The organism is Vibrio hepatarius, from assembly GCF_001274785.1.
Classification (GTDB): Bacteria; Pseudomonadota; Gammaproteobacteria; order Enterobacterales; family Vibrionaceae; genus Vibrio; species Vibrio hepatarius.
Map to the genome: position 1 here is coordinate 73,811 of NZ_LHPI01000003.1, position 20,531 is coordinate 94,341.

Consider the following 20,531-nt stretch of genomic DNA (forward strand, 5'->3'; position numbering starts at 1 on the left):
GCTGTTAAGTCAGCCCCTGTAAGGATAAAAACATGATTGCAGTTATTCTTTCTGGCCACGGTGGGTTTGCATCAGGCATTGAGAAAGCAATTCACCAAGTGATTGGCGAACAGCAACAATTTATCGCATTGGACTTTCCTGAAGAGTCCACCACGCAGCAACTTGAAGCGCAGATGCGCCAAGCGATCCAAGAGATCGACTCAGACGAAGGGATTGTTTTTCTGACTGACTTGCTCGGCGGCACGCCTTTTCGTACCGCATCACTACTCAGCCAAGAGCGCGAGGATATTCAAGTCGTGACAGGCACCAATCTGCAAATGGCGGCCGAGATGCTGCTAGAGCGCGACGAACTCAAGCTTATCGAATTTCGTGACCAAGCGATTGAATGTGGTCATCGCGGCATTACCTCACTCGCTGCTGAAATGGCGTTGAAAGAAAAAACAACCACAGCGGAAGAACATGATGGTATCTGATACTCACCGCTACCGAGCCCAAAGAGTGTTGCACGGCGAGCATTGGCTAGACGACGCCGTGGTCACCGTTGTTGATGGCATCATTGACGCCATTGAACCTTTTGACCAACAGCAACACGACAACACTACCGATTTAGGCCAAGTCAGCCTGATGCCAGGTCTAATTGACACCCATGTGCACGGCGCAAAAGGCTGTGATGTGATGGATGCAGAGCACAGCAGCTTAGACACCATGTCTCGCTTTTTTTCCAGCCAAGGAGTCACCGCTTTTGTTGCAACAACAGTAACAGCTCCGGTCAGTAAAATTCGCGCAGCATTACAGCAAGTCGCCAAAAGCAAGCAATGCGGCGTACAAGGCGCTGAAATTCTTGGTGCGTATTTGGAAGGCCCTTATTTCACCGAGAAAAATCGCGGTGCTCATCCAACCGAATGGTTTAGAGAACTGTCTGTTGAAGAGTTGGAACAGTGGATTTCATACAGCGATAACCAGCTGATCACATTCGCACTTGCACCAGAAAAACAAGGTGCTCTAGACGCGATTCGCTACTTAAAAAAGCAAGGCATCAAAGTCATGTTAGGGCATACCGATGCCAGCTATGACCAAGTTCAGCAGGCACTCGATGCGGGCGCGAGCGGCATCGTGCATTGCTATAACGGCATGCGTGGACTCCACCACCGAGATCCGGGCGTCGTGGGCGCTGGCTTGTGTCATCCCAACAGCTACGTCGAGATGATCGCCGATGGCCATCATGTGCACCCTTGCGCGATTGATATTGCCCATCGCTGCTGTGGCTCGCGCATGACTTTGATTACTGATGCGATGTGCGCCGCAGGTATGCCTGACGGTCAATATACTCTTGGTGAGTACACCGTAGAAATGAAAGGCGGCGTGGTCACTACCGATACCGGTAGCCTCGCGGGCAGCACTCTGACTTTGCTCAACGCCGTCGCCAATATTCAGAACTGGCTCAATTTACCGCTTGAGCAAGCGTGGTTGATGGCTTCTTTGACTCCCGCACAATCACTCAATTTACAACATCAACTCGGCACTCTGGAAGTAGGCAAACACGCTTCTATAGTGGCGATTCACTCAGATTTCTCAATTGCAAAGACTTGGGTTAACGGACGTCTAGTATTCGACCGCGACGCAGTATCCAGTCAGGAGGCTTTATGTATCTAATTTCTTCTCGTGAAATGCTTAAACGTGCTCAACAAGGCGGCTACGCTGTACCGGCATTTAATGTTCATAACCTTGAGACAGTGCAAGTCATCGTCGAAACCGCCTCTGAATTAGGTTCACCCGTTATCTTGGCTGGCACACCGGGAACGTACGACTACGCAGGTATCGACTACCTAGTCAGCATCTGTAAAGAAGCGGCGCACAAACACTCAATTCCATTAGTACTGCACCTTGATCACCATGAAGACTTGCAAGACATTCGCAATAAAGTCGAACACGGTATCCGCTCAGTGATGATTGATGGCTCTCACCATGCGTTCGAGCAGAACATCGAGATTGTTCGCTCTGTAGTCGAATACTGCAGCCGATACGACGCCAGCGTTGAAGCCGAGCTTGGTCGCCTTGGTGGTCAGGAAGATGATCTGATTGTCGATAGCGCAGATGCGTTGATGACAGACCCAGCCTCTGCGGCTGAATTCGTTCGCCGCACTGGTATCGATTCGTTAGCAGTCGCAATTGGTACCGCGCACGGCCTCTACAAAGCAGAACCTAGACTGGACTTTGCTCGCCTAGAGCAGATCCGCGCAGTGGTCGATATTCCATTGGTACTGCATGGAGCGTCAGGCGTACCGGATGAGATGGTGCGTCGTTGTATTGAGCTAGGTGTATGCAAAGTGAATGTGGCGACAGAGCTGAAAATCGCGTTTTCGAATGCCGTCAAACAGCACTTCTCTGAAAACCCAGATGCTAACGATCCACGTAAATACATCACGCCGGGCAAAGCAGCAATGAAACAGGTCGTGATGGATAAGATTTATATGTGTGGCAGTGAAGGAAAGTTATAACGTTTAAATACCATTCCCCCTATAGATGGTATTAAGGAGCCTTAGTCAGGCTCCTTTTTTTACATTAATTTTGTGATCAAACAATCGGGCGCTGGCCGCGGTCGATCAGTTTCATCAGCACGTTGTCTGCGGCTTCGCCAGCAATGCCTGCCAGTTTAGACGCCAATTTTTTCTTCTCAACGTAATGAATCGCCAATACGGTTTTGTCTTTACACGCTTCCACGACGATGTCGTCTGAAGTTTTGATTTCATCGACTAAGCCTAGCTCGTGTGCTTGAGTACCAAACCAGTGCTCGCCTGTTGCGACTTTATCCAAGTCCAGCTCTGGGCGGTGGTCACGGATAAAGTTCTTAAACAGGCCGTGTGTTTCTTCTAGCTCTTGCTTAAACTTCTCACGCGCTTTATCGGTATTTTCACCAAACATAGTTAGGGTACGCTTGTACTCGCCAGCGGTCAGCTGCTCAAATTCAATATCATGCTTTTTCAGTAGCTTATTGAAGTTTGGTAGCTGCGCAATCACGCCGATTGAGCCGACAATCGCAAACGGTGCAGAGACAATTTTGTCTGCGATACATGCCATCATGTAACCGCCACTTGCCGCGACTTTATCCACCGCAATCGTCAAAGGAAGACCAGCGGCTTTGATGCGGTCTAGCTGAGAAGACGCTAAGCCGTAGCCGTGAACCATACCGCCGCCAGACTCAAGACGTAGTAGCACTTCATCACCTTCACGAGCGACCGCGAGAATAGCCGTCACTTCTTCACGTAGCGAAGCCACTTCTTTAGCGTCGATACTGCCTTTGAAGTCCAGAACAAACAGGTGGGGCTCGCGCTGTGCGTCTAGGTCGCCCTCTTTCGACGCCTTTTTCACTTCTTTCTCACGCGCTTTGGCTTTTTCTTTCTCTTGTTTCTTCTCTGCTTTATCACGCGCTTTTAAGAACGCGTCGTCATGCAGGTGGTGCTCCAACTGATCAACGGTGTGTTTGTGTTGCTCAGTTAGGTTAGTAATTTCCAATTCACCTTTCGCGGCACCACTCTTTCCGCCCACAGCTTTAACAATCACTAAGATCGCAATCACTGCGACTACAAAAGTCACAATCTTGGCTAAAAACAGCCCATAGTCCAACAAAAATTCCAATGTGATATCCCCTCATATGCGAATTAGTGTATTGTAACCACCTTGTCACGAAGACTTAAAGCAGAACATTACAAAAGGATACACATCGTGGAATATGCTGTTTCTTCAGATGCCCTGAAAGGTAAAGTTATTCTCGTTACCGGTGCTGGTGATGGTATTGGCAAACAAGCCGCAATCTCTTACGCGCAGCACGGTGCAACGGTTATTTTGCTCGGCCGCACAGTGAAAAAGCTGGAAGCAACCTACGACGAAATCGAAGCGGCTGGTTACCCACAACCAGCAATTATCCCTCTGGATATGAAAGGCGCAACTAAGCAGAATTACATCGACATGGTCGATACGATCGAAAGTCAGTTTGCTCGTCTTGACGGCGTACTTCACAACGCAGGTCTACTTGGTGTGCTTAGCCCATTTGATCAAATCGGCGAAGATACTTACGACGATATCATGCAAGTGAACGTTAAAGCTCAGTTCCTAATGACTCAAGCGGTGCTCCCTCTGCTACATAAGTCGGAAGACGCACGTATTGTCTTTACCTCATCAACCGTTGGTCACAGTGGCCGTGCTTATTGGGGTACTTACGCTATGTCTAAGTTTGCCACTGAAGGCATGATGCAGATCCTAGCGGATGAACTAAGCGACACTACGATCCGTGTTAACGCGATTAACCCAGGCGGTACGCGCACCAGTATGCGTGCAAAAGCTTACCCTGCTGAAGACGCAGAGCTACTAAAAACACCACTGGATATCATGCCACTTTACCTCTACTTGATGGCGCCAGAAGGCAAAGCCGTCAATGGTCAGTGCATCGACGCGCAACCAAAATAATCGCCATACAATAAGATTATTTAGAATCAACGCCTTGTGAGCTAACTCTCAGCTGACAAGGCGTTTTTTTATTCGTCTGATATACCGATCTCTTGCCGTCGTTCTATAATAATTTATACTGTACATATATACAGGTATTTTGTTATGTATGAATTGATAGAACATCTTAAGCAGAAACAATGGCTTTGGCAGGGTAGCCAAACTCCTGAGTCAGATGAGCACTACTCGACTGGCTACGAGCTTCTCGATCGTAAATTACAGGGCGGCTTTCCAAAACATGGCGTAGTCGAGCTACAAACACCACAAGGTATTGGCGAGCTGCGCTTATTGACACCGCACTTAAAGCACACCAGCAACGAGCGTTTGTCTGTTTTTATTCAGCCTCCGGGCTACCTCTCTGCTGAACAGTTGTCAGCGGAAGGACTCGACGCGAATAAGATCCTATTGATCTACCCAAAAACAGCGAAAGAAGCACTTTGGGCTGCCGAGCAATGTCTAAAAAGCGGCGCGTGCAGCAACGTATTGTTGTGGCAAGCCGACTTGGAAGTTCATCAGGCACGGCGCTTACAAGTCGCGAGTGAAACGGGGAATTGCCTCTCTTTCCTCTTCAAAGCAGAGCGAAAGAGTCTGTTTTCTTTACCTGTCAGTTTGAGCATGACACTACTGCCTCACGCCTTGGGAGTTGAAGTAACCATCACTAAACGCAAAGGCGGCTGGCCGCACGCCAGTTTTGTGCTCGATATGCGCGCGTTATGGCCATCTTTGACGCTACAGCAGCCCGATCCGGTTGTGATTCCTTTTCCGGCGCGTAAACAAGGTTAAGCATGCAAGTTTGGATCTATCTTCACTTCCCAGCGTTACAACTCGACGCGCTCTATTCTGACGAGTCCGATAAACCTTTGGCTATCGTCGAATCAGCACGCTTTAAGGTGGTGCAATGTAATACGCTGGCCGAAGAACAAGGAATTCAGCACGGCATGGGATTGGGCAGTGCCAGCGCCCTATGCCACCAGCTTCAAGTCCACCCGTATGATGAGAAGATTGAACAACAAACACTGCATGATATTGCCCAATGGCTGTATATGGTCACCTCCGATATTGCTCTGTTTCCACCTCAAGGCTTGCTGCTTAAAGCGACGGATATGTTGTCGTTATACGGCGGGTTAGAGACGTACTGGCAACGAGTCTCGCAGCACTTAAATCAACTCGGTTTTCGCTATTTTTATTCGAGCGGCTTTTCTCCTTTTTCGGCCATGTTGCTGGCAAAGTCAGGACGAGCGTTACTCAGCCAAGATAAAACGCAAATCCGTAATACCATTAATCATTTCCCGTTGACCGCTACCGAGCTAGAAGACAAGCAAGTTGAAAAGCTGTCGCGTGTCGGAGTTAACACGCTACAGGACTTACTCAGCCTGCCGATGCAAGACATTGCGCGCCGCTTTGATATTGAACTGGTGAACTATGTAGGCCGCCTCTTGGGGCAATTTAAGCACCCGATTGAGTTTTATCATCCGCCGGAAAAATTCCACAGTTACTTAGAGCTGCTGTTTGATATAGAGAATATTCAGTGGTTAGAAAAGCCGTTGAACAAACTACTCGACAAATTGGAGCTGTTTTTAACTCTGCGTAACCAAGTCGCTTATGAGTTAGAGCTCACTCTGCACCAACGAGATTATCCAGACGGCAAGATTCGTTTTACTTCTGCTTGTGGCGACTACTACGCCGAGCGCTGGCTGCGTCTATGCCAGTTGACGATGGAATCACTCAAACTGGATGCGCCTGTACACGGCTTGACGCTGAAGTTAATACGCGGTGGTGAACTGGAAGCTACCAGCCAAGATATATTTGCTGGCCACAGAGGTCAGCAAAGTGAGTTGGAATTGATTGGTTTATTGCAAGCCAAACTGGGCAAAGACAGCGTACGAAAAGTGGCGTTAACTGGCGACCCAAGACCTGAAAAATCGACCCTACTTTGTCAACCGGACTCTTATCAGCCGGGTACGTCCATCCCAATCACGCCACAAGTGAAACGTCTGCGTCCATTTATGATGCTGCCGACACCAGAACCTTTGGCCGAGCAAATCTCGATCATCCAAGGCCCAGAGCGCTTTGTAACGGGCTGGTGGGACGGCGATGAAATGACGCGTGATTACTTTATTGCCCGCAGTCAAACAGGCCGCTGGCTTTGGGTATTCAGAAACCAGCAAAGGCAATGGTTTCTGCACGGGCTGTTCAGTTAGCGGAGCGCAATAATGAAATACGCCGAACTGTTTTGTCAGACCAACTTTTCTTTTCTCAGCGGAGCATCACACGCAGAGGAGCTGATCCTGCAAGCCGACTTTCTCCGCTATCATTCATTAGCGATGACCGATGAGTGCTCGGTCGCAGGCGTGGTTCGCGCCTATACCGCGATGAATCAACATCAATTAGCAATAAAGTTGATCATCGGCAGCATGTTTTGGCTCAATCAGGAGTGTCAGGTCGTGCTGCTTTGCCCAAACCGTGAAGCTTATGCTGAGTTATGCCGGATTATCACCAATGCCCGTAGACGCTCTGAAAAAGGCCAATATCAGCTTTCTGAATGGGATTTGATGTCGGTAAAACATTGTTTGTTACTCTGGCTTCCGAGTGATAAACCCAGCGATAGAAAGTGGGGACAGTGGCTCGCACAGCATCATAATCACCGCCTATGGCTCGGCGTACAGCGCCATTTGGATGCTAAAGACAAAGCCTACTTACAGCATTGTGAGCGTCTTGCACAGGAACTTTCTCTGCCAATCACCGCGTGTGGTGGCGTACTGATGCACACTGCCACGCGGCTGCCTCTGCAACATGTGCTTACCGCAATCAAGCACGGCAACAGTGTTGACCACATGGGAGCCGACTTACTCACCAATACCGAACGCACGTTACGCAGTAAAGACAAACTCGCCAAGCTGTTTAAGCCAGAGTGGCTCGACGAAAGTGTGCGTATCGCTGAGCGCTGCCAATTCTGTTTGAGTGAGCTGAAATATGAATACCCAAGCGAGTTAGTCCCAGACGGTGAAACGCCGATGAGTTACCTGCGCAAGCTGGTAGAGAAAGGCAAAGCGATTCGTTTTCCAGAGGGAACATCTGCTCTGGTAGAAGGCACCATTCATAAAGAGCTTCAACTTATTGAAGAGCTGAACTACCCGTTTTACTTTTTGACCATTCACGACATTGTGATGTTCGCCAAGCGAAACCGGATTCTCTACCAAGGACGCGGCTCTGCGGCGAACTCTGTGGTTTGTTACTGTCTTGAGATTACCGCTGTCGACCCACGACAGATCTCAGTATTGTTTGAACGTTTCATCAGTAAAGAGCGCGATGAGCCGCCGGATATTGATGTCGACTTCGAGCACGAACGCCGCGAAGAAGTGATTCAATACATCTATCAAAAATACGGTCGTGAACGCGCCGCATTGGCTGCGACAGTGATCTCGTATCGCTTTAAAAGTGCGGTACGTGATGTTGGCAAAGCGCTGGGGATAGAAGAAAGCCAACTCGATTACTTTATTAAGAACGTTAACCGCCGTGACCGTTCCCTTGGCTGGCAAGCACAGATTACCGAGCTTGGCTTAGAGCCATCTTCGATGAAGGGCGAGCAGTTTATTTCACTGGTTAACGAAATACTCGGCTTTCCACGTCACCTTTCCCAGCATGTCGGTGGCTTTGTTATTGCCGCTGGGCCACTCTATGAACTAGTCCCCGTCGAGAACGCCGCGATGGCCGACCGAACCGTCATCCAATGGGATAAAGACGATTTAGAGAGTTTAAAACTGCTCAAGGTTGATGTCTTGGCCCTTGGCATGCTGACCGCTATTCGTAAGTGCTTTGACTTGGTCAAACGACTGCATAACACCGAATTATCCATTGCGGAAATTACCCGCAAGCAGGATGACAAAGACGTATACGGCATGATTCAAAAAGCCGATACCATCGGAGTGTTTCAGATTGAATCGCGCGCACAAATGAGCATGCTGCCACGGCTAAAGCCCAAAACATACTACGACTTGGTGGTGCAAATTGCGATAGTCCGTCCTGGCCCAATCCAAGGCGATATGGTGCATCCGTTTTTAAAACGCCGTGATGGTATCGAACCTGTCACCTACCCTTCTAAAGAAGTCGAAGAGGTGCTTGAACGCACCATGGGCGTACCTATCTTTCAGGAACAGGTGATCAAACTGGCGATGGTTGCGGCGGGTTTTAGCGGTGGTGAAGCAGACCAACTGCGCCGCGCCATGGCCTCATGGAAGAAAACCGGAGACTTGGTCAAATTTAAGAACAAGCTGATCGATGGCATGCTCAGCCGTGGCTACGAACAAGAGTTTGCCGAGCGGATTTTTGACCAAATTATGGGCTTCGGCGAATACGGCTTTCCTGAGAGTCATTCCGCTTCTTTTGCGGTTCTGGCTTATTGCTCGGCATGGCTGAAATACTATTATCCTGAAGCCTTTTACGCCTCACTGCTTAACAGCTTACCTATGGGGTTTTATAGCGCCTCACAGTTAGTACAAGACGCCCGCCGCCACAATGTGTTAATACTGCCCGTTTGCGTAAACCAGTCTTTACACGATCATCAGGTAGTGCAATGCGGGAAACAGCTCGCGATTCGTCTTGGCTTTAGACAAGTCAAAGGCTTTAGCCCTGACAGCAGCCGACAACTGATAAAGGCCCGCGCGGGCAAAGGGTTCAGTCATCCCTCGCAACTGAAACATATTGGTCTGAGCCGCCGTGATATTGAACTGCTCGCTTCCGCTGATGCGATGCAGTCTATCGCTAATAACCGTTACCAAACTCGCTGGTCGATGATGGATTCGTTATCCGATTTGCCATTATTCAGTCAGGTAGAAGAACCTGAGCCTTATACGGTGCAAGCGCCGTCAGACATTCAGACCTTATTGGAAGACTACGCTGCAACGGGACTCTCTTTGAATCAACACCCGATCACTTTGCTCGACCAAGCAGGTCAACTCGGCCGTTTTTGCCGTATGCAAGAGCTGATAGAAAAACCGCACCAATCGTTAGTTACAGTTGTTGGCGTCGTGACAGGTAAACAAGCACCAGGCACCGCCGCAGGCGTGACGTTTTTTACTCTTGAAGATGACACCGGCAATATCAATGTGGTGGTGTGGCAAGCCACCGCCAGAGCGCAAAAGCAAGCCTATTTGACGGCTAAAGTGCTTATGGTGAAAGGCATTTTAGAACGTGAAGGCGAAGTCACACACATTATCGCCGGACGGCTAATTGATATGACAGAGAAGCTGCAAGGACTACAAAGCAAATCGCGGGATTTTCATTAATGTGCGTTGATTCACTTACGCTCAAACGGCATTTTCAAAAATTGGTTGGGGACAGAAACGTGTTTCAAGTTGGCCTAGTGAATGCCAGGAAATGGCATAGAATTACCGCCTTTAGCAACTAAATTTCTACTACGCTCTGCATCTGATAGTGATAGAATCCTCGCATCAGAATTATCGAGCAACTCTATGTTTATCCATCATGTTAACGGCATCGACTGGCTGGTGATTACAGCTTTTGAAGAACTGAAACCTATATTCATCGAAGACGCTGGTAAGATCCCCTCTTGCTTCTCTATCGACAGCGAATTGAACCTGATTGATCAAGCCAAGCGCGCTTATGGATATTTGCCTACACTCAGCGGCGTGATCACAGATACCGGCACGTTTCAAAGCCAAGATAACGAAGAAGATTTGAACCCACAGCTAGCATGCCTAGTCGAGGGGCGCGGTCGGGTGTTTATCTATCACGGCGGCTTTGTCGCTTTTGTGGATGATGATCAAACCTTTATTACCCGTATGGACTGAAAATGATTCAATAAGTTGAAATCGACGAATTGGAATACCTAGCAAGGAATAGGGCTTTCTTGAGCTAGAAAGTGCCACGGGTAAAGATTCTGCTATGAAGGTTCTGGACAAAACCTTGTTAGATCAATCACGTAAATTAGAGAAATACGGATTACTTGTGGTATCAGAAACCGCCACACGATGCACCCAGTCTAAGTGGCACAGACCAAAGTCACATGAGCCATGTAACAGCGTCATCGATAATCAATATCGATACCAGTAACGACTTCGTCGTTATTTTTGGGAGGGTACACAACAAACATCTTTGTGCGAGTGAGCTTACTCGAATTTCTATTGAAAGGTAGTAACGTTGAAATGACAGGTTTGTTGTTTAGGAACACAAAAGGGAGACCTGTGGTCTCCCTTTGTGGTACATCATTCTAGATAGTGTGTGTAGGTTTCCCTACTCCGAACTCCGAACCAAGCAGCATTTGCGATACCAATTGGCCTTGCATCCAGTAAAGATAGGTCAAGCCTATCTAAAGCTTCAGCGAGAACGTATTGTTTTCACTGAACCAGTGTTAGACATATAGTACATCTGAAGGATACACTTAATCATATACTCGCTTCAACAACTTCTTCTCTAACAGGTTGAATAAGTTGACTTTATCCCAATGAACAAACCAAGGATTTTTTACGGCATACTTAACCACATTCGGGAAATCAGACACCTTTATGCCAAGCGAGGCTCTTTCGTTGAGCTTTCTAAGAAGTTTGATTCGATCGTTCTCTTCAATATAAGGGCAACTTATTGTATCAAGAACCAAATGAATTTCAGATGAATTCTCAGAAAATGAATCTACATTTTGAATCTGATTTCTTATTTTACTTATAAGTTTTTTATGAAGGATCCTATATTTAGGGAACTTTTTAATGTAGTAAAGTAATGTGACAGCATTAAAGTAAGTTATGTCACTATCTTCTTTAAGAAACAGATTGGTTAAGTAGTCCTCTGAAAGTTGATACTCATAGCCAAACTCTGAGCTAACTAATATAAGATTGATTACCTCAAGTGGTAAGTGCTTATCTCTTTCATTTGAAACGTATGTGTTGATAAACTCGATGATATTGTGGTAAATAAACTCATCTATGCTTGCCTTATAATCTGAGCTAATATCGTTTAGGAATGATGATATTAGTAAGCAGCAACGACTCACTACATATGATGAAGTAACAGAGCACGACACAGAATACATGTGAAACATAATGTTAATGAAAACTAGAAGTACCTTATATAGCTTTGCTTGTTCTTCAAAGTCAATGTTTATATAACGAGGCCCACTTTTTTCATCATTTTCTTCGTTCTCGAAGCTAAATATTAGCTTTCTTACTCTCTGATCTAATGCTGAAATTGTGTAGTTTGAAATGTCATCATATGAAGATGATGTGTCTGCACATATAGTTTTTAATCTATCTATAAACCTATTGGACAGGTTGTAGTGGCTGTATACATTAGAAATCTCGACTCTATCTTCTATTACTTTAAACAGAGAATCAGAGAGGTTATTTAACTCAATATTCAATTTGTTTATTGTTCGAGATTTTGATGTAATAAATGGTCTCGATAGTTTTTTTGTTTTACTTTCATTTACATGAAGGTTGTATTTAATTAGCTCATCAGAGAATCGGTTAAAAACTTTTCTTGCTATGTCTTCACTCTTTGAAAAAATGAATATATCGTCAATATATCTACAAACTTCATAATCTTTACCTAGTTCATATCCACTATTTGAAAGTGAATTAACTACCTTTAGATCTATATCTTGAAAGATAATCTCTGCGAATATTCTGCTGAATTCAGGGCCAATAATAATACCATTTGTTTCGTTTTTGTTGGACTTCTGCATCAAAGTATCTAACTTTTGACCGAATAAAGCGTCAATTGAATAATTATTATCAGATTTTATGATTTTTTTGCTCTTGGTTGCCCAAGGTAAACTGTGCGTGTATATACTCTCAAAACACTTGCTTACATCCATGCTCCAAAATACAGGGAATTTTTTTTCTAAGGTATAATATTTTCCAGATGAGAAAAACTTATATACCCTGTTAAATCCTTTGTATTTAAAGAAAGAAATATTGTGCTTGAATCTGAAGTCAGTCTCATCTCGCTCAATATTATCGCCTTTGTATCGACTTTCCAAATGATTGCCGCCTAGGTAGTATGTGCTGGACTTCTTCTGAGGATATCTTATGGAAAGAGGGCTTAGAGATGTATAGTAACATATCAGGTCTGAATACTCTTCATAGAACTCACACATCTTGTATTGAATGCTTGGATGCGGTAGCGATAAGTTACGTACAGATTCTTGAGTTTTACTGATGCTATATTCAATTGGATTAGTCTTATCAAGCTTGCAGCTAATCAATTTATTAATAATTGGAAGGTACGGGTTGTCTTCACTTTTTATAAGGTTTTTATATAACCCTTCATTGTTGATTATAATCGGAAGATCAAATGGAGAGGTATCTGTAATTAGTGCTCTGAGATAATTTTCTTTATGTATTTTATTATCTATCATCTTTCCAAGTTCTCTGGAGTTTATTTTGTCTATTTGGTGAAAAATGAACCTTAATTCGCCTCTTAAATCCATTGGAAAATGAATACTTTAATAGTTCCTGCCGTTGTTTTTTTGACAGATTTAGTGAACCTGAAGATGAAAGGCTTTTATTGTTGTAAATTATTCTCTTTAGTAATAAGTCAAGTTCTAGTAGTGACTTCGACTCGTTATCATCGATGCATTTGTAGTTATAATAAATGCCAGACATGACTTGTATTCCCTTCTTTTTATCAAGAAGACTATAGTTGGATGTTAAGAGCTTTACTCTATCAAGCAAGAGTTTGAAATCATTATTTCTCTCAAAGTTAATGAAGGATTTTATAAGTCGGGTTTTTATTCTTTTCGTTTTTGATTGAGCGATATCTAGCTTTATAACTTTGTCTTTTTTATTGGATTTTTTTTGCTCATCAATTAAAAACTCATAACCCAAATATGTGAACTTTTGAGCTTTAGTATGGGAAGGGGTTGCTTTTACTATACTGATCTTATCTGAGCCGTCTTCTCTATTGTTGAATCGTAAACCACTAGGGAGGATTTCCTCTAACTCAGCAATAAAGCTTTTGCTTTCTTTAGTGCTAGTAACAATAACAATGTCGTCTACAAATCGTGCATAATAAAATACATCTAGATGTTGTTGTACATCGTGGTCAAATTTACGCATTAATAACTCAGATAGAGTCGCACTAAGTGAAATCCCTCGAGGAAAACCTCTAGCTTCCTCACTACTGAAAGCCTTCAAAAAGTTAGTTATAAAATTCTTAGTTCTGTAGTTGATAGCTGTATTGTTATGGATATGGTCAAGCACGACATCGTGTCGAACTGACTCATAGAATTTGTGTATGTCAAGGCGATACAAATGATAAGGCAGTTGTTCTTTTAGTAGGCTTTTTAATTGATTGACTATGACATCTCTATCTGTCTGTTTCAGCTTATACAGTCTTTTTAGGTTGCTGTTTGCTTTTCTTAAAACTAGTTCTTTAGGTAAATCACTTAAAGTGTAGACAGGGTTACCTTTAGTTATCTTCGAGTTGAAGTCTTCTCTCACGAAGTGACAAGTTTCCGAGAAGTTAACAGCTTCAATAATTGTCGAAGCTTTAACCATATCATGTCTTAATTCTGGCGAGCTAATGAAATCTGACTTCCGCAATTGCCTTGAAATATTTTTGTTGGTGAATGACTGATCAAACATAGTTTTCAAAGAGTTACCTGTTTAAGTCAATATCATACATTGCTAGTGCAAATGAGCAACTGATACCATAAATTTATGGCTTAAGATGATCTTTTTGTTAACAAGGAGGCCTGCCAGCCAGAAAACGATAAAGCGCTGTTCAGGGAATCTGGAAGCAAAATGAAAGGGCACGGATAGCAAAGTAATATCCCGCCACAAGTGAGCACATCTATGAGCCAATTAAGAAAGGGAAGATCCTGTAGGGTTCGAGCCTATGAGCTGTCCCTTCGGCGAGACATCTGGCCTAGCTGTTGTGGATTAGCAAATTTGGCCACAAAGTTTTAATTCTAGGCATTAGGAGTAGTAAGCCAAAACTCAGATATTTGAAATCAGGTCCAATCCTGATCCGGCTCACTATGGGGCAAAAATGAGTTTCAGAAGCTCCAACTCCAACATTTATGTATCATAGGACTTGGGAGCCTATGCTCTAAATTAACGAATTCACCGAATGACCCAAGCTGCTCACGTTGGACAAAATTTCCAGTCCACAGCACTGGCAGACTTACGATAAATACAGATAAGGGATTACGATGGCTGACCCACATATCGAATCACCAATGGACCAATGGGATCACCTTACGGTCATCATTTACCGCTTAGGTTTTACCCTTGCATTCCCTGCTATCGCGCTTCTTCCTTGGGGTCTCGATTACCCCGTTGAGAACTTTGTGTTTTTATCTGCTGCCATGTGTGCGTCATCTCTGCATATCTACAGTAAACCAATTCGCTTATTGCTCCAGTTCGCCACATGGGTAGGTCTACTATGCTTTGTGTTTGGTTGGCCGACTATAGGTATGGGTGGTGCTTTTATCACTTTGGGCGGGCTATGCTACAAAGAATATTTCTGTTTCAAAGTTCCAGGGTTGCGATTTCAGCCACTGATTCTGGCTGCGTTGTGGTTCTGCCTGATGTTTGATGCGGGTATCGCAGCAAAGGTTCTTGCTACCATATCTGCCCTGCTTTTTCTTGTTACTAGTATCTACAAATGGCGAATGCCAAGACACTTCGATATCGGTGATAAAACAAAACACGACGTCTAGCAAAGCTCACTAATGGGTTAAGTAAAAACAACAAAGGGAGCCTTAGCTCCCTTTGGTTTATTTGTTTGCGCGTTATTTCTTCAGAACTTCTCTTAATCGGTCCTGAGCGACTTCGACTAGCAGATCCGGTTGGAACTTAGAGATAAATCGGTCACAGCCGACTTTCTTCACCATGGCTTCGTTAAAGCTGCCGCTTAACGAGGTGTTTAGTGTGATGAACAAATCTTTCATACGCGGATCGTTGCGCACTTCGTGTGTCAGCTTGTAGCCGTCCATTTCTGGCATTTCGGCGTCGGTAATCATCATCAATAGCTCTTTAGCTACGTCTTTACCGCTGTCACACCATGCTTGTAGCTGGCGGAACGCTTCTAAGCCATCACGACATTCAATGATATTCAAACCAAGCTGAGACAAGGTGCCTTTCACCTGAGAGCGCGCCGTTGAGGAATCATCGACGATCAATACATTACGGCCAACCATTTGTGCCGCTAGTTCTTCGTCTAGCACACCGTCTGAAATCGACACATCGTAATCAATGATTTCCGCCAACACTTTTTCAACATCGATAATCTCAACTATTTGTTGAGAGTCACCTTCTTTCAGGCGTGTAATCGCGGTCAGGTAGTTAGAGCGGCCAACGGTTTTTGGTGGCGGCTGAACTTCTGTCCACGCGGTATTGATGATGTTACGCACTTGCCCAACCAAAAAGCCCTGCACCGTACGGTTGTACTCGGTGATGATCAGGTTTTGCTCTTGGTTCTCAAGGCGAGAAGGTGGGAAGCCAATCGCAGCACGTAAATCGATGACTGGGACCGATGCTCCGCGGATAGACGCCACACCCGAAATGTTATGGTGTGAGCCCGGCATTTTGGTCAGTGGCGGAACTTTAATAACCTCGCGTACTTTGAACACGTTAATGGCAAAGATTTGTCGGCTGTTAAGACTAAATAGCAACAACTCCAAGCGGTTTTCGCCAACCAGGTTAGTTCGTTGATCGACCGTATCTAAAACTCCAAACATACTACTTCTCTACCATTAGGTTATAAACAGAATAGTTAACTAAAAGACTAAAACAAAAACTAAGAATAAGCCTAGTAAATTTAGCTTAAAACTACTCAATTATAGACAATCATCAACTCAAGTAGTCACTATTGGTACTAAAAACGGGTATACCGAATGGGATGTTTCATATTGACGCATGGTAACGCCAATATGAATATCATTGATTTGAATAAGAAAGGATGGTTAACCTTCGATCACTTTCATCAGTAGCAAGCCGTCATACAACGCTTGCTTGATAAGCGCGGCACCTGGCATGGTTGCTTGTTTATAAAAGCGAGATTCCACCAGCTCAAGGTCTTGGTGGTAAACTGGCAGGCTTTGCTCTTCAATACACTTTTGAACCGCAGGATAAAGCACTTCTTTGGCTTGGTTAATCGCGCCGCCAATGAGGATTTTCTCTGGGTTAAACAGGTTGATTACGATAGAGATCGCCGAACCCAAATAGCGGCCAAGCTTCTGGATCACATCTACTGCCAGTGGGTCACCATTCGCTGCGGCTTCACAAATATCTTCAACTGAGATTTCTTCAATTTCAGACAGCGAAGATAGCTCACCATTGCGAATACGCTCGGTTACTTCGTCACGGATCGCTTGTGAACTGGCAACTGTTTCAAGACAGCCACGATTACCGCAATGACATTGCTTACCGTTAGGGTCGATTTGGATATGGCCGAGTTCGCCGATATTACCGTGGCGACCTTGAAGCACTCTCCCGTCTAATACGATACCAGCGCCCAAGCCGTGGTGAATCGAGATAAGAACTGAGTTTTCGTTCTCTTGCGAGTGACCAAACAGCTTCTCTGCCAATGCCCAAGCGCGGGTGTCATTGGCGATAAACACAGGCAGACCCGTCGCTTTGTAGATTTCAGGGCCAATCGCTAAGTTTTCAACGTTGTAGTGCGGCATTTGCAGCACAATACCCTGCTCTGAGTTCACTAAGCCCGGTAACGTCAGTGCAATACTGGTGACACGGTCAAGTTGGTCAGCGTAGGTTTGGAAGAATTCGTCGATTTCGTGCAGCAGACGCGCCATTACGTCTTCTTGATCAATCTCGTGGATATCAATCTTGGTATCGATCAGTACCTCGCCACCCAATTCATGCAGTGCGATGGTCAAATAACCGCGTCCTAAACGCATTGAAAGGAATTGCCAGCCTTCATTGTTCACTTGCAAACCCACAGCAGGACGCCCACGACTGGTGGCTTCCTGAACCGTAGTTTCATGAACTAGATGTGCTTCTATTAGCTCGCGAGTGATTTTGGTAATACTTGCAGGCGCAAGTTCACTCTCTTTCGACAAGTCGATGCGAGAAATAGGACCTTTTTGATCAATGAGTTTATATACACGGCCAGCATTGACCTGCTTGATGTGATCAATATGGCCAGGTTGAGCCATGTACATAGGGTGCTCCGAATATCAACAACCAACCAATTTTTTTACTTTGCGAAGTAATTGTGAAGAGCTTTGATACATCGCCGTGACAAGGGTCACGTATAAACATAATTGTTTGTGTTCCGAGTCAAATCGCGGCGACTACATCACATTTAATTCCGCATTTTTTTGCATAAATAAATATGTATTTTTGTCATCAGACTACACTAAAGTTTTTACCTAAGCGTTGCCAGATCAAGGAGATCAGAATGGGTTCAACTCAAAGAAGAACAAAAATTGTCTCAACATTAGGGCCATCAACCGACGAACCGGGCGTTTTAGAAGCAATACTTGAAGCGGGCGTTAACGTCGTGCGCATGAACTTTTCTCACGGCACAGCGGACGATCACCGTCAACGAGCAACCAAAGTGCGCAACATCGCGGCAAAACTTGGTACTCACGTAGCGATTTTAGGTGACCTACAAGGGCCTAAGATTCGTGTTTCTACATTTGAAAACGGCAAGATTGAGCTCAAGGTTGGCGATGTCTTCACGCTAGATAGCACTTTAGAAAAAGGCAAAGGTAACTCAGACGCAGTCGGCTTAGACTACAAAGCGTTGCCACAAGACGTCACCAGTGGTGACATTCTGCTGCTTGACGATGGACGTGTTCAGTTGCAGGTGATTGGCGTAACCGACACCACAGTCAGAACCAAAGTGCTCATTGGTGGGCCGTTATCTAACAACAAAGGCATCAACAAAAAAGGCGGCGGTTTATCGGCTGACGCGTTGACCGAAAAAGATAAAAACGACATTAAACTGGCCGCCGAAATACACGTCGACTACCTTGCGGTTTCCTTCCCTCGTAACGGCGAAGACATGAAATACGCAAGACGCCTAGCTCGTGATGCAGGACTTGAAGCCAGACTCGTAGCCAAAGTAGAACGCGCTGAGACCGTCGCGAGTGCTGAGAGCATCGACGATATTATCCTTGCCTCAGACGCTGTTATGGTTGCGCGTGGTGACTTAGGGGTGGAAATTGGTGACCCTGAGTTAGTCGGTGTGCAGAAGCAACTTATCCGCCGAGCGCGCTCATTAAACCGCACTGTGATTACTGCGACGCAGATGATGGAGTCGATGATTTCAAGCCCAATGCCGACACGGGCAGAAGTGATGGACGTGGCAAACGCGGTGCTCGACGGTACCGATGCGGTCATGCTGTCTGGTGAAACTGCGGCAGGTAAATACCCAGTGGAAACCGTGCGCTCCATGGCAGAAGTGTGTTTAGGCGCAGAGAAAATGGCGGCGATTAACCGTTCTAGCTACCGTATGGAGTCAGTGTTTGAAAGCAGCGAAGAAACTATTGCGATGTCGACCATGTACGCGGCAAACCACATGCGAGGCATCAAGGGGATCATCACGCTGACAGAATCTGGTCGCACCGCTCTGATGACATCACGCTTGAGCTCGGGCTTACCGATCTTCGCCCTGTCGCGTAATGAAAGAACGCTAAATCTCTCTGCACTGTACCGTGGCGTGTTCCCGGTTTACTTCGACACCAAGTGTAATACAGGTTTAGAAACCGCTCAGGAAGCCGTAGAAACGCTTAAACAGCGCGGTTTACTCAATGATGGCGATCTTGTGATCATTACTCAAGGCGACATCATGGATGTGGTGGGTTCGACCAACTGCATGCGTATATTGCAAGCTTAAGTACAAAAGAGTAGCTACATCAGAAAAGATTAAGGGAGCTAACGCTCCCTTTTTATTTGGCGAGATTGAGAGGTTTCTGCACATTGGTCGCGTACATATCGATAAATCGATAGCCCGCATCTAGCCCAACTTGGTAATCATGCAGCAAGTCCTCTTTACTGCTCATCAACGAGCTGGACTGCAATGGCTTGTCCGGTTTGATCTGCACAATGAAGCAATCATCAGGTGGAGAATGCAAGAAATCCTGCGTCAACGCATAGGTTTGGTAATGCACCATCAACATGTCCGCGAGCCCTGAGTCGAACTTGTCTCCAAGCAAGTGGCTTAAACGGTATATTTCATCCGCACCAAACAGCCAACGCCCACCATTAAGCGATTCAAAATGGCCTTGTTCAGCTTTTTGTAGCCTAGCCTGAGCGACTTTTTCATTCAAAAATGCGCCCCAGTCAGTTTTCCACTGCGCCATTTTAAACTGCCACTGCTCTTGCAGTGAATTAAACGAATCCCTAAACCACTCAACGCGGGTTTCTTGTGGAATAATCTCGGGTTCTGCAGCTAAGTCGTCCCCTTCGGTACGAATCACCACAATACAACGCGCCTCTTTCCGCCACGCTTCCTGCACGGGAATTGACGCAGAGACGCCGCCATCGACGTAAGTTCCGTGATCGAATTCTACCGCCTGGTGATAAAGCCGAGGAATCGCACAAGTGGCGATTAGGACTTTCTTCCAGTCGTCTCGCAGCATAGGCAGGTAAATGTCGATAAGGCGTCGCGTATCCGTGACCGCCGCGTATGCTTCACGATTGCCAAGCACCTGACGGCCTAAATCGATATCCAGCTTGTATGGGAAGTCACTGATTTGATCCAGTGCCCAATCTAAGCCGAGGAATTGCCTGCGTCGAATGTAACTGAACAGATTGAAAAACGTCGGGTCAGTGGTCAAATCGAGGATGAATGACTTACCAATCCCCCGCTGACGACAAAGAAACGCACTCAGATTTAGTGCGCCCGCCGATGTGCCATAAAAGGCATTGAATGGATCGAAGTTTGAAAGGATGAATGCATCTAGCACTCCGGCAGTAAAAATACCTCTTTGTCCCCCACCTTGAGCGACTAACGCATTTTTACCACCAGTGTACTTTTTAAACCTATGGACATCTAACTGGACAGCAGTATTGGAAACGACACCGCTATTAGTCATTTGC

At 45.6% G+C, this 20,531-nt stretch carries 16 protein-coding genes; 10 read left to right on the plus strand and 6 right to left on the minus strand.

Annotation, left to right across the window (positions count from 1 at the left end; translation table 11 throughout):
• The first annotated feature begins 32 nt into the window (after window positions 1–32).
• Genes agaF through AKJ31_RS05695 form a run of 3 tightly spaced genes read left to right on the plus strand, consistent with a single transcriptional unit; the run spans window position 33 to window position 2,498 of the window.
• Window positions 33–473, plus strand: coding sequence for a PTS galactosamine/N-acetylgalactosamine transporter subunit IIA (agaF, locus tag AKJ31_RS05685; protein WP_053408140.1), 441 nt, complete (start codon window positions 33–35; stop codon window positions 471–473).
• Window positions 463–1,653 carry an N-acetylglucosamine-6-phosphate deacetylase gene (gene nagA / locus AKJ31_RS05690; RefSeq protein ID WP_053408338.1) on the plus strand — a complete coding sequence of 397 codons (1,191 nt, stop codon included), beginning with the start codon at window positions 463–465 and terminating at the stop codon, window positions 1,651–1,653. The genes agaF and nagA overlap by 11 nt, the downstream gene beginning before the upstream one ends.
• Window positions 1,644–2,498 carry a tagatose bisphosphate family class II aldolase gene (locus AKJ31_RS05695; RefSeq protein WP_025522681.1) on the plus strand — a complete coding sequence of 285 codons (855 nt, stop codon included), beginning with the start codon at window positions 1,644–1,646 and terminating at the stop codon, window positions 2,496–2,498. Before nagA ends, AKJ31_RS05695 begins: the two co-directional genes overlap by 10 nt.
• Window positions 2,499–2,574: 76 nt before the next feature.
• Here AKJ31_RS05695 and sohB read toward each other — a convergent pair whose 3' ends face one another.
• Complete coding sequence (gene sohB / locus AKJ31_RS05700; RefSeq protein WP_053408141.1) at window positions 2,575–3,636, minus strand: protease SohB; 1,062 nt, start codon at window positions 3,634–3,636, stop codon at window positions 2,575–2,577.
• Window positions 3,637–3,723: 87 nt separating this feature from the next.
• On the opposite strand from sohB, the gene AKJ31_RS05705 reads away from it, so the two are divergent.
• The 5 genes from AKJ31_RS05705 to AKJ31_RS05725 all read left to right on the plus strand — a co-directional run bounded on the left by AKJ31_RS05705 (window position 3,724) and on the right by AKJ31_RS05725 (window position 10,313).
• Window positions 3,724–4,464: a YciK family oxidoreductase gene (locus tag AKJ31_RS05705; protein WP_053408142.1), complete on the plus strand. Its 741-nt coding sequence runs from the start codon at window positions 3,724–3,726 to the stop codon at window positions 4,462–4,464.
• Between the two features lie 144 nt (window positions 4,465–4,608).
• Complete coding sequence (gene imuA / locus AKJ31_RS05710; protein ID WP_053408143.1) at window positions 4,609–5,286, plus strand: translesion DNA synthesis-associated protein ImuA; 678 nt, start codon at window positions 4,609–4,611, stop codon at window positions 5,284–5,286.
• Window positions 5,287–5,288: 2 nt separating this feature from the next.
• Complete coding sequence (locus AKJ31_RS05715; protein WP_053408144.1) at window positions 5,289–6,704, plus strand: Y-family DNA polymerase; 1,416 nt, start codon at window positions 5,289–5,291, stop codon at window positions 6,702–6,704.
• 12 nt (window positions 6,705–6,716) lie between these two features.
• Window positions 6,717–9,788, plus strand: coding sequence for an error-prone DNA polymerase (locus tag AKJ31_RS05720; protein ID WP_053408145.1), 3,072 nt, complete (start codon window positions 6,717–6,719; stop codon window positions 9,786–9,788).
• Between the two features lie 186 nt (window positions 9,789–9,974).
• Window positions 9,975–10,313 carry a hypothetical protein gene (locus AKJ31_RS05725; protein WP_053408146.1) on the plus strand — a complete coding sequence of 113 codons (339 nt, stop codon included), beginning with the start codon at window positions 9,975–9,977 and terminating at the stop codon, window positions 10,311–10,313.
• A gap of 590 nt (window positions 10,314–10,903) precedes the next feature.
• On the opposite strand, the gene drt3b is transcribed toward AKJ31_RS05725, so the two are convergent.
• Both drt3b and drt3a read right to left on the minus strand, forming a co-directional pair.
• On the minus strand, window positions 10,904–12,946 hold the full coding sequence (drt3b, locus tag AKJ31_RS05730; protein ID WP_245639028.1) for an antiviral reverse transcriptase Drt3b: 2,043 nt from the start codon (window positions 12,944–12,946) through the stop codon (window positions 10,904–10,906).
• Window positions 12,864–14,102, minus strand: coding sequence for an antiviral reverse transcriptase Drt3a (gene drt3a / locus AKJ31_RS05735; RefSeq protein WP_053408148.1), 1,239 nt, complete (start codon window positions 14,100–14,102; stop codon window positions 12,864–12,866). Before drt3a ends, drt3b begins: the two co-directional genes overlap by 83 nt.
• 569 nt (window positions 14,103–14,671) lie before the next feature.
• On the opposite strand from drt3a, the gene AKJ31_RS05740 reads away from it, so the two are divergent.
• Window positions 14,672–15,181: a DUF2301 domain-containing membrane protein gene (locus tag AKJ31_RS05740; protein ID WP_053408149.1), complete on the plus strand. Its 510-nt coding sequence runs from the start codon at window positions 14,672–14,674 to the stop codon at window positions 15,179–15,181.
• A 72-nt stretch (window positions 15,182–15,253) separates the two neighbouring features.
• Here the strand turns inward: AKJ31_RS05740 and AKJ31_RS05745 are convergent, their stop codons facing one another.
• Both AKJ31_RS05745 and mlc read right to left on the minus strand, forming a co-directional pair.
• Window positions 15,254–16,201 carry a chemotaxis protein CheV gene (locus AKJ31_RS05745; RefSeq protein ID WP_053408150.1) on the minus strand — a complete coding sequence of 316 codons (948 nt, stop codon included), beginning with the start codon at window positions 16,199–16,201 and terminating at the stop codon, window positions 15,254–15,256.
• A 225-nt stretch (window positions 16,202–16,426) separates the two neighbouring features.
• Entirely contained in the window at window positions 16,427–17,644 is a 1,218-nt protein-coding gene (gene mlc, locus AKJ31_RS05750; protein WP_053408151.1) for a sugar metabolism global transcriptional regulator Mlc, read from the minus strand.
• Between the two features lie 239 nt (window positions 17,645–17,883).
• Here mlc and pyk point away from each other — a divergent pair, with 239 nt between their 5' ends.
• Complete coding sequence (gene pyk / locus AKJ31_RS05755; RefSeq protein ID WP_053408152.1) at window positions 17,884–19,326, plus strand: pyruvate kinase; 1,443 nt, start codon at window positions 17,884–17,886, stop codon at window positions 19,324–19,326.
• 52 nt (window positions 19,327–19,378) lie between these two features.
• Here pyk and AKJ31_RS05760 read toward each other — a convergent pair whose 3' ends face one another.
• Entirely contained in the window at window positions 19,379–20,527 is a 1,149-nt protein-coding gene (locus AKJ31_RS05760) for a patatin-like phospholipase family protein (protein ID WP_053408153.1), read from the minus strand.
• Window positions 20,528–20,531 lie beyond the last annotated feature (4 nt).

What these genes read in the sequence shown, in the direction of transcription:
- drt3b (WP_245639028.1), bottom strand. Translation starts at nt 12,946, where the DNA reads ATGGATTTAAGAGGCGAATTAAGGTTCATTTTTCACCAAATAGACAAA.
- AKJ31_RS05720 (WP_053408145.1), top strand. Translation starts at nt 6,717, where the DNA reads ATGAAATACGCCGAACTGTTTTGTCAGACCAACTTTTCTTTTCTCAGC.
- AKJ31_RS05760 (WP_053408153.1), bottom strand. Translation starts at nt 20,527, where the DNA reads ATGACTAATAGCGGTGTCGTTTCCAATACTGCTGTCCAGTTAGATGTC.
- AKJ31_RS05740 (WP_053408149.1), top strand. Translation starts at nt 14,672, where the DNA reads ATGGCTGACCCACATATCGAATCACCAATGGACCAATGGGATCACCTT.
- nagA (WP_053408338.1), top strand. Translation starts at nt 463, where the DNA reads ATGGTATCTGATACTCACCGCTACCGAGCCCAAAGAGTGTTGCACGGC.
- drt3a (WP_053408148.1), bottom strand. Translation starts at nt 14,102, where the DNA reads ATGTTTGATCAGTCATTCACCAACAAAAATATTTCAAGGCAATTGCGG.
- AKJ31_RS05745 (WP_053408150.1), bottom strand. Translation starts at nt 16,201, where the DNA reads ATGTTTGGAGTTTTAGATACGGTCGATCAACGAACTAACCTGGTTGGC.
- AKJ31_RS05715 (WP_053408144.1), top strand. Translation starts at nt 5,289, where the DNA reads ATGCAAGTTTGGATCTATCTTCACTTCCCAGCGTTACAACTCGACGCG.
- pyk (WP_053408152.1), top strand. Translation starts at nt 17,884, where the DNA reads ATGGGTTCAACTCAAAGAAGAACAAAAATTGTCTCAACATTAGGGCCA.
- mlc (WP_053408151.1), bottom strand. Translation starts at nt 17,644, where the DNA reads ATGTACATGGCTCAACCTGGCCATATTGATCACATCAAGCAGGTCAAT.
- AKJ31_RS05695 (WP_025522681.1), top strand. Translation starts at nt 1,644, where the DNA reads ATGTATCTAATTTCTTCTCGTGAAATGCTTAAACGTGCTCAACAAGGC.
- agaF (WP_053408140.1), top strand. Translation starts at nt 33, where the DNA reads ATGATTGCAGTTATTCTTTCTGGCCACGGTGGGTTTGCATCAGGCATT.
- imuA (WP_053408143.1), top strand. Translation starts at nt 4,609, where the DNA reads ATGTATGAATTGATAGAACATCTTAAGCAGAAACAATGGCTTTGGCAG.
- AKJ31_RS05725 (WP_053408146.1), top strand. Translation starts at nt 9,975, where the DNA reads ATGTTTATCCATCATGTTAACGGCATCGACTGGCTGGTGATTACAGCT.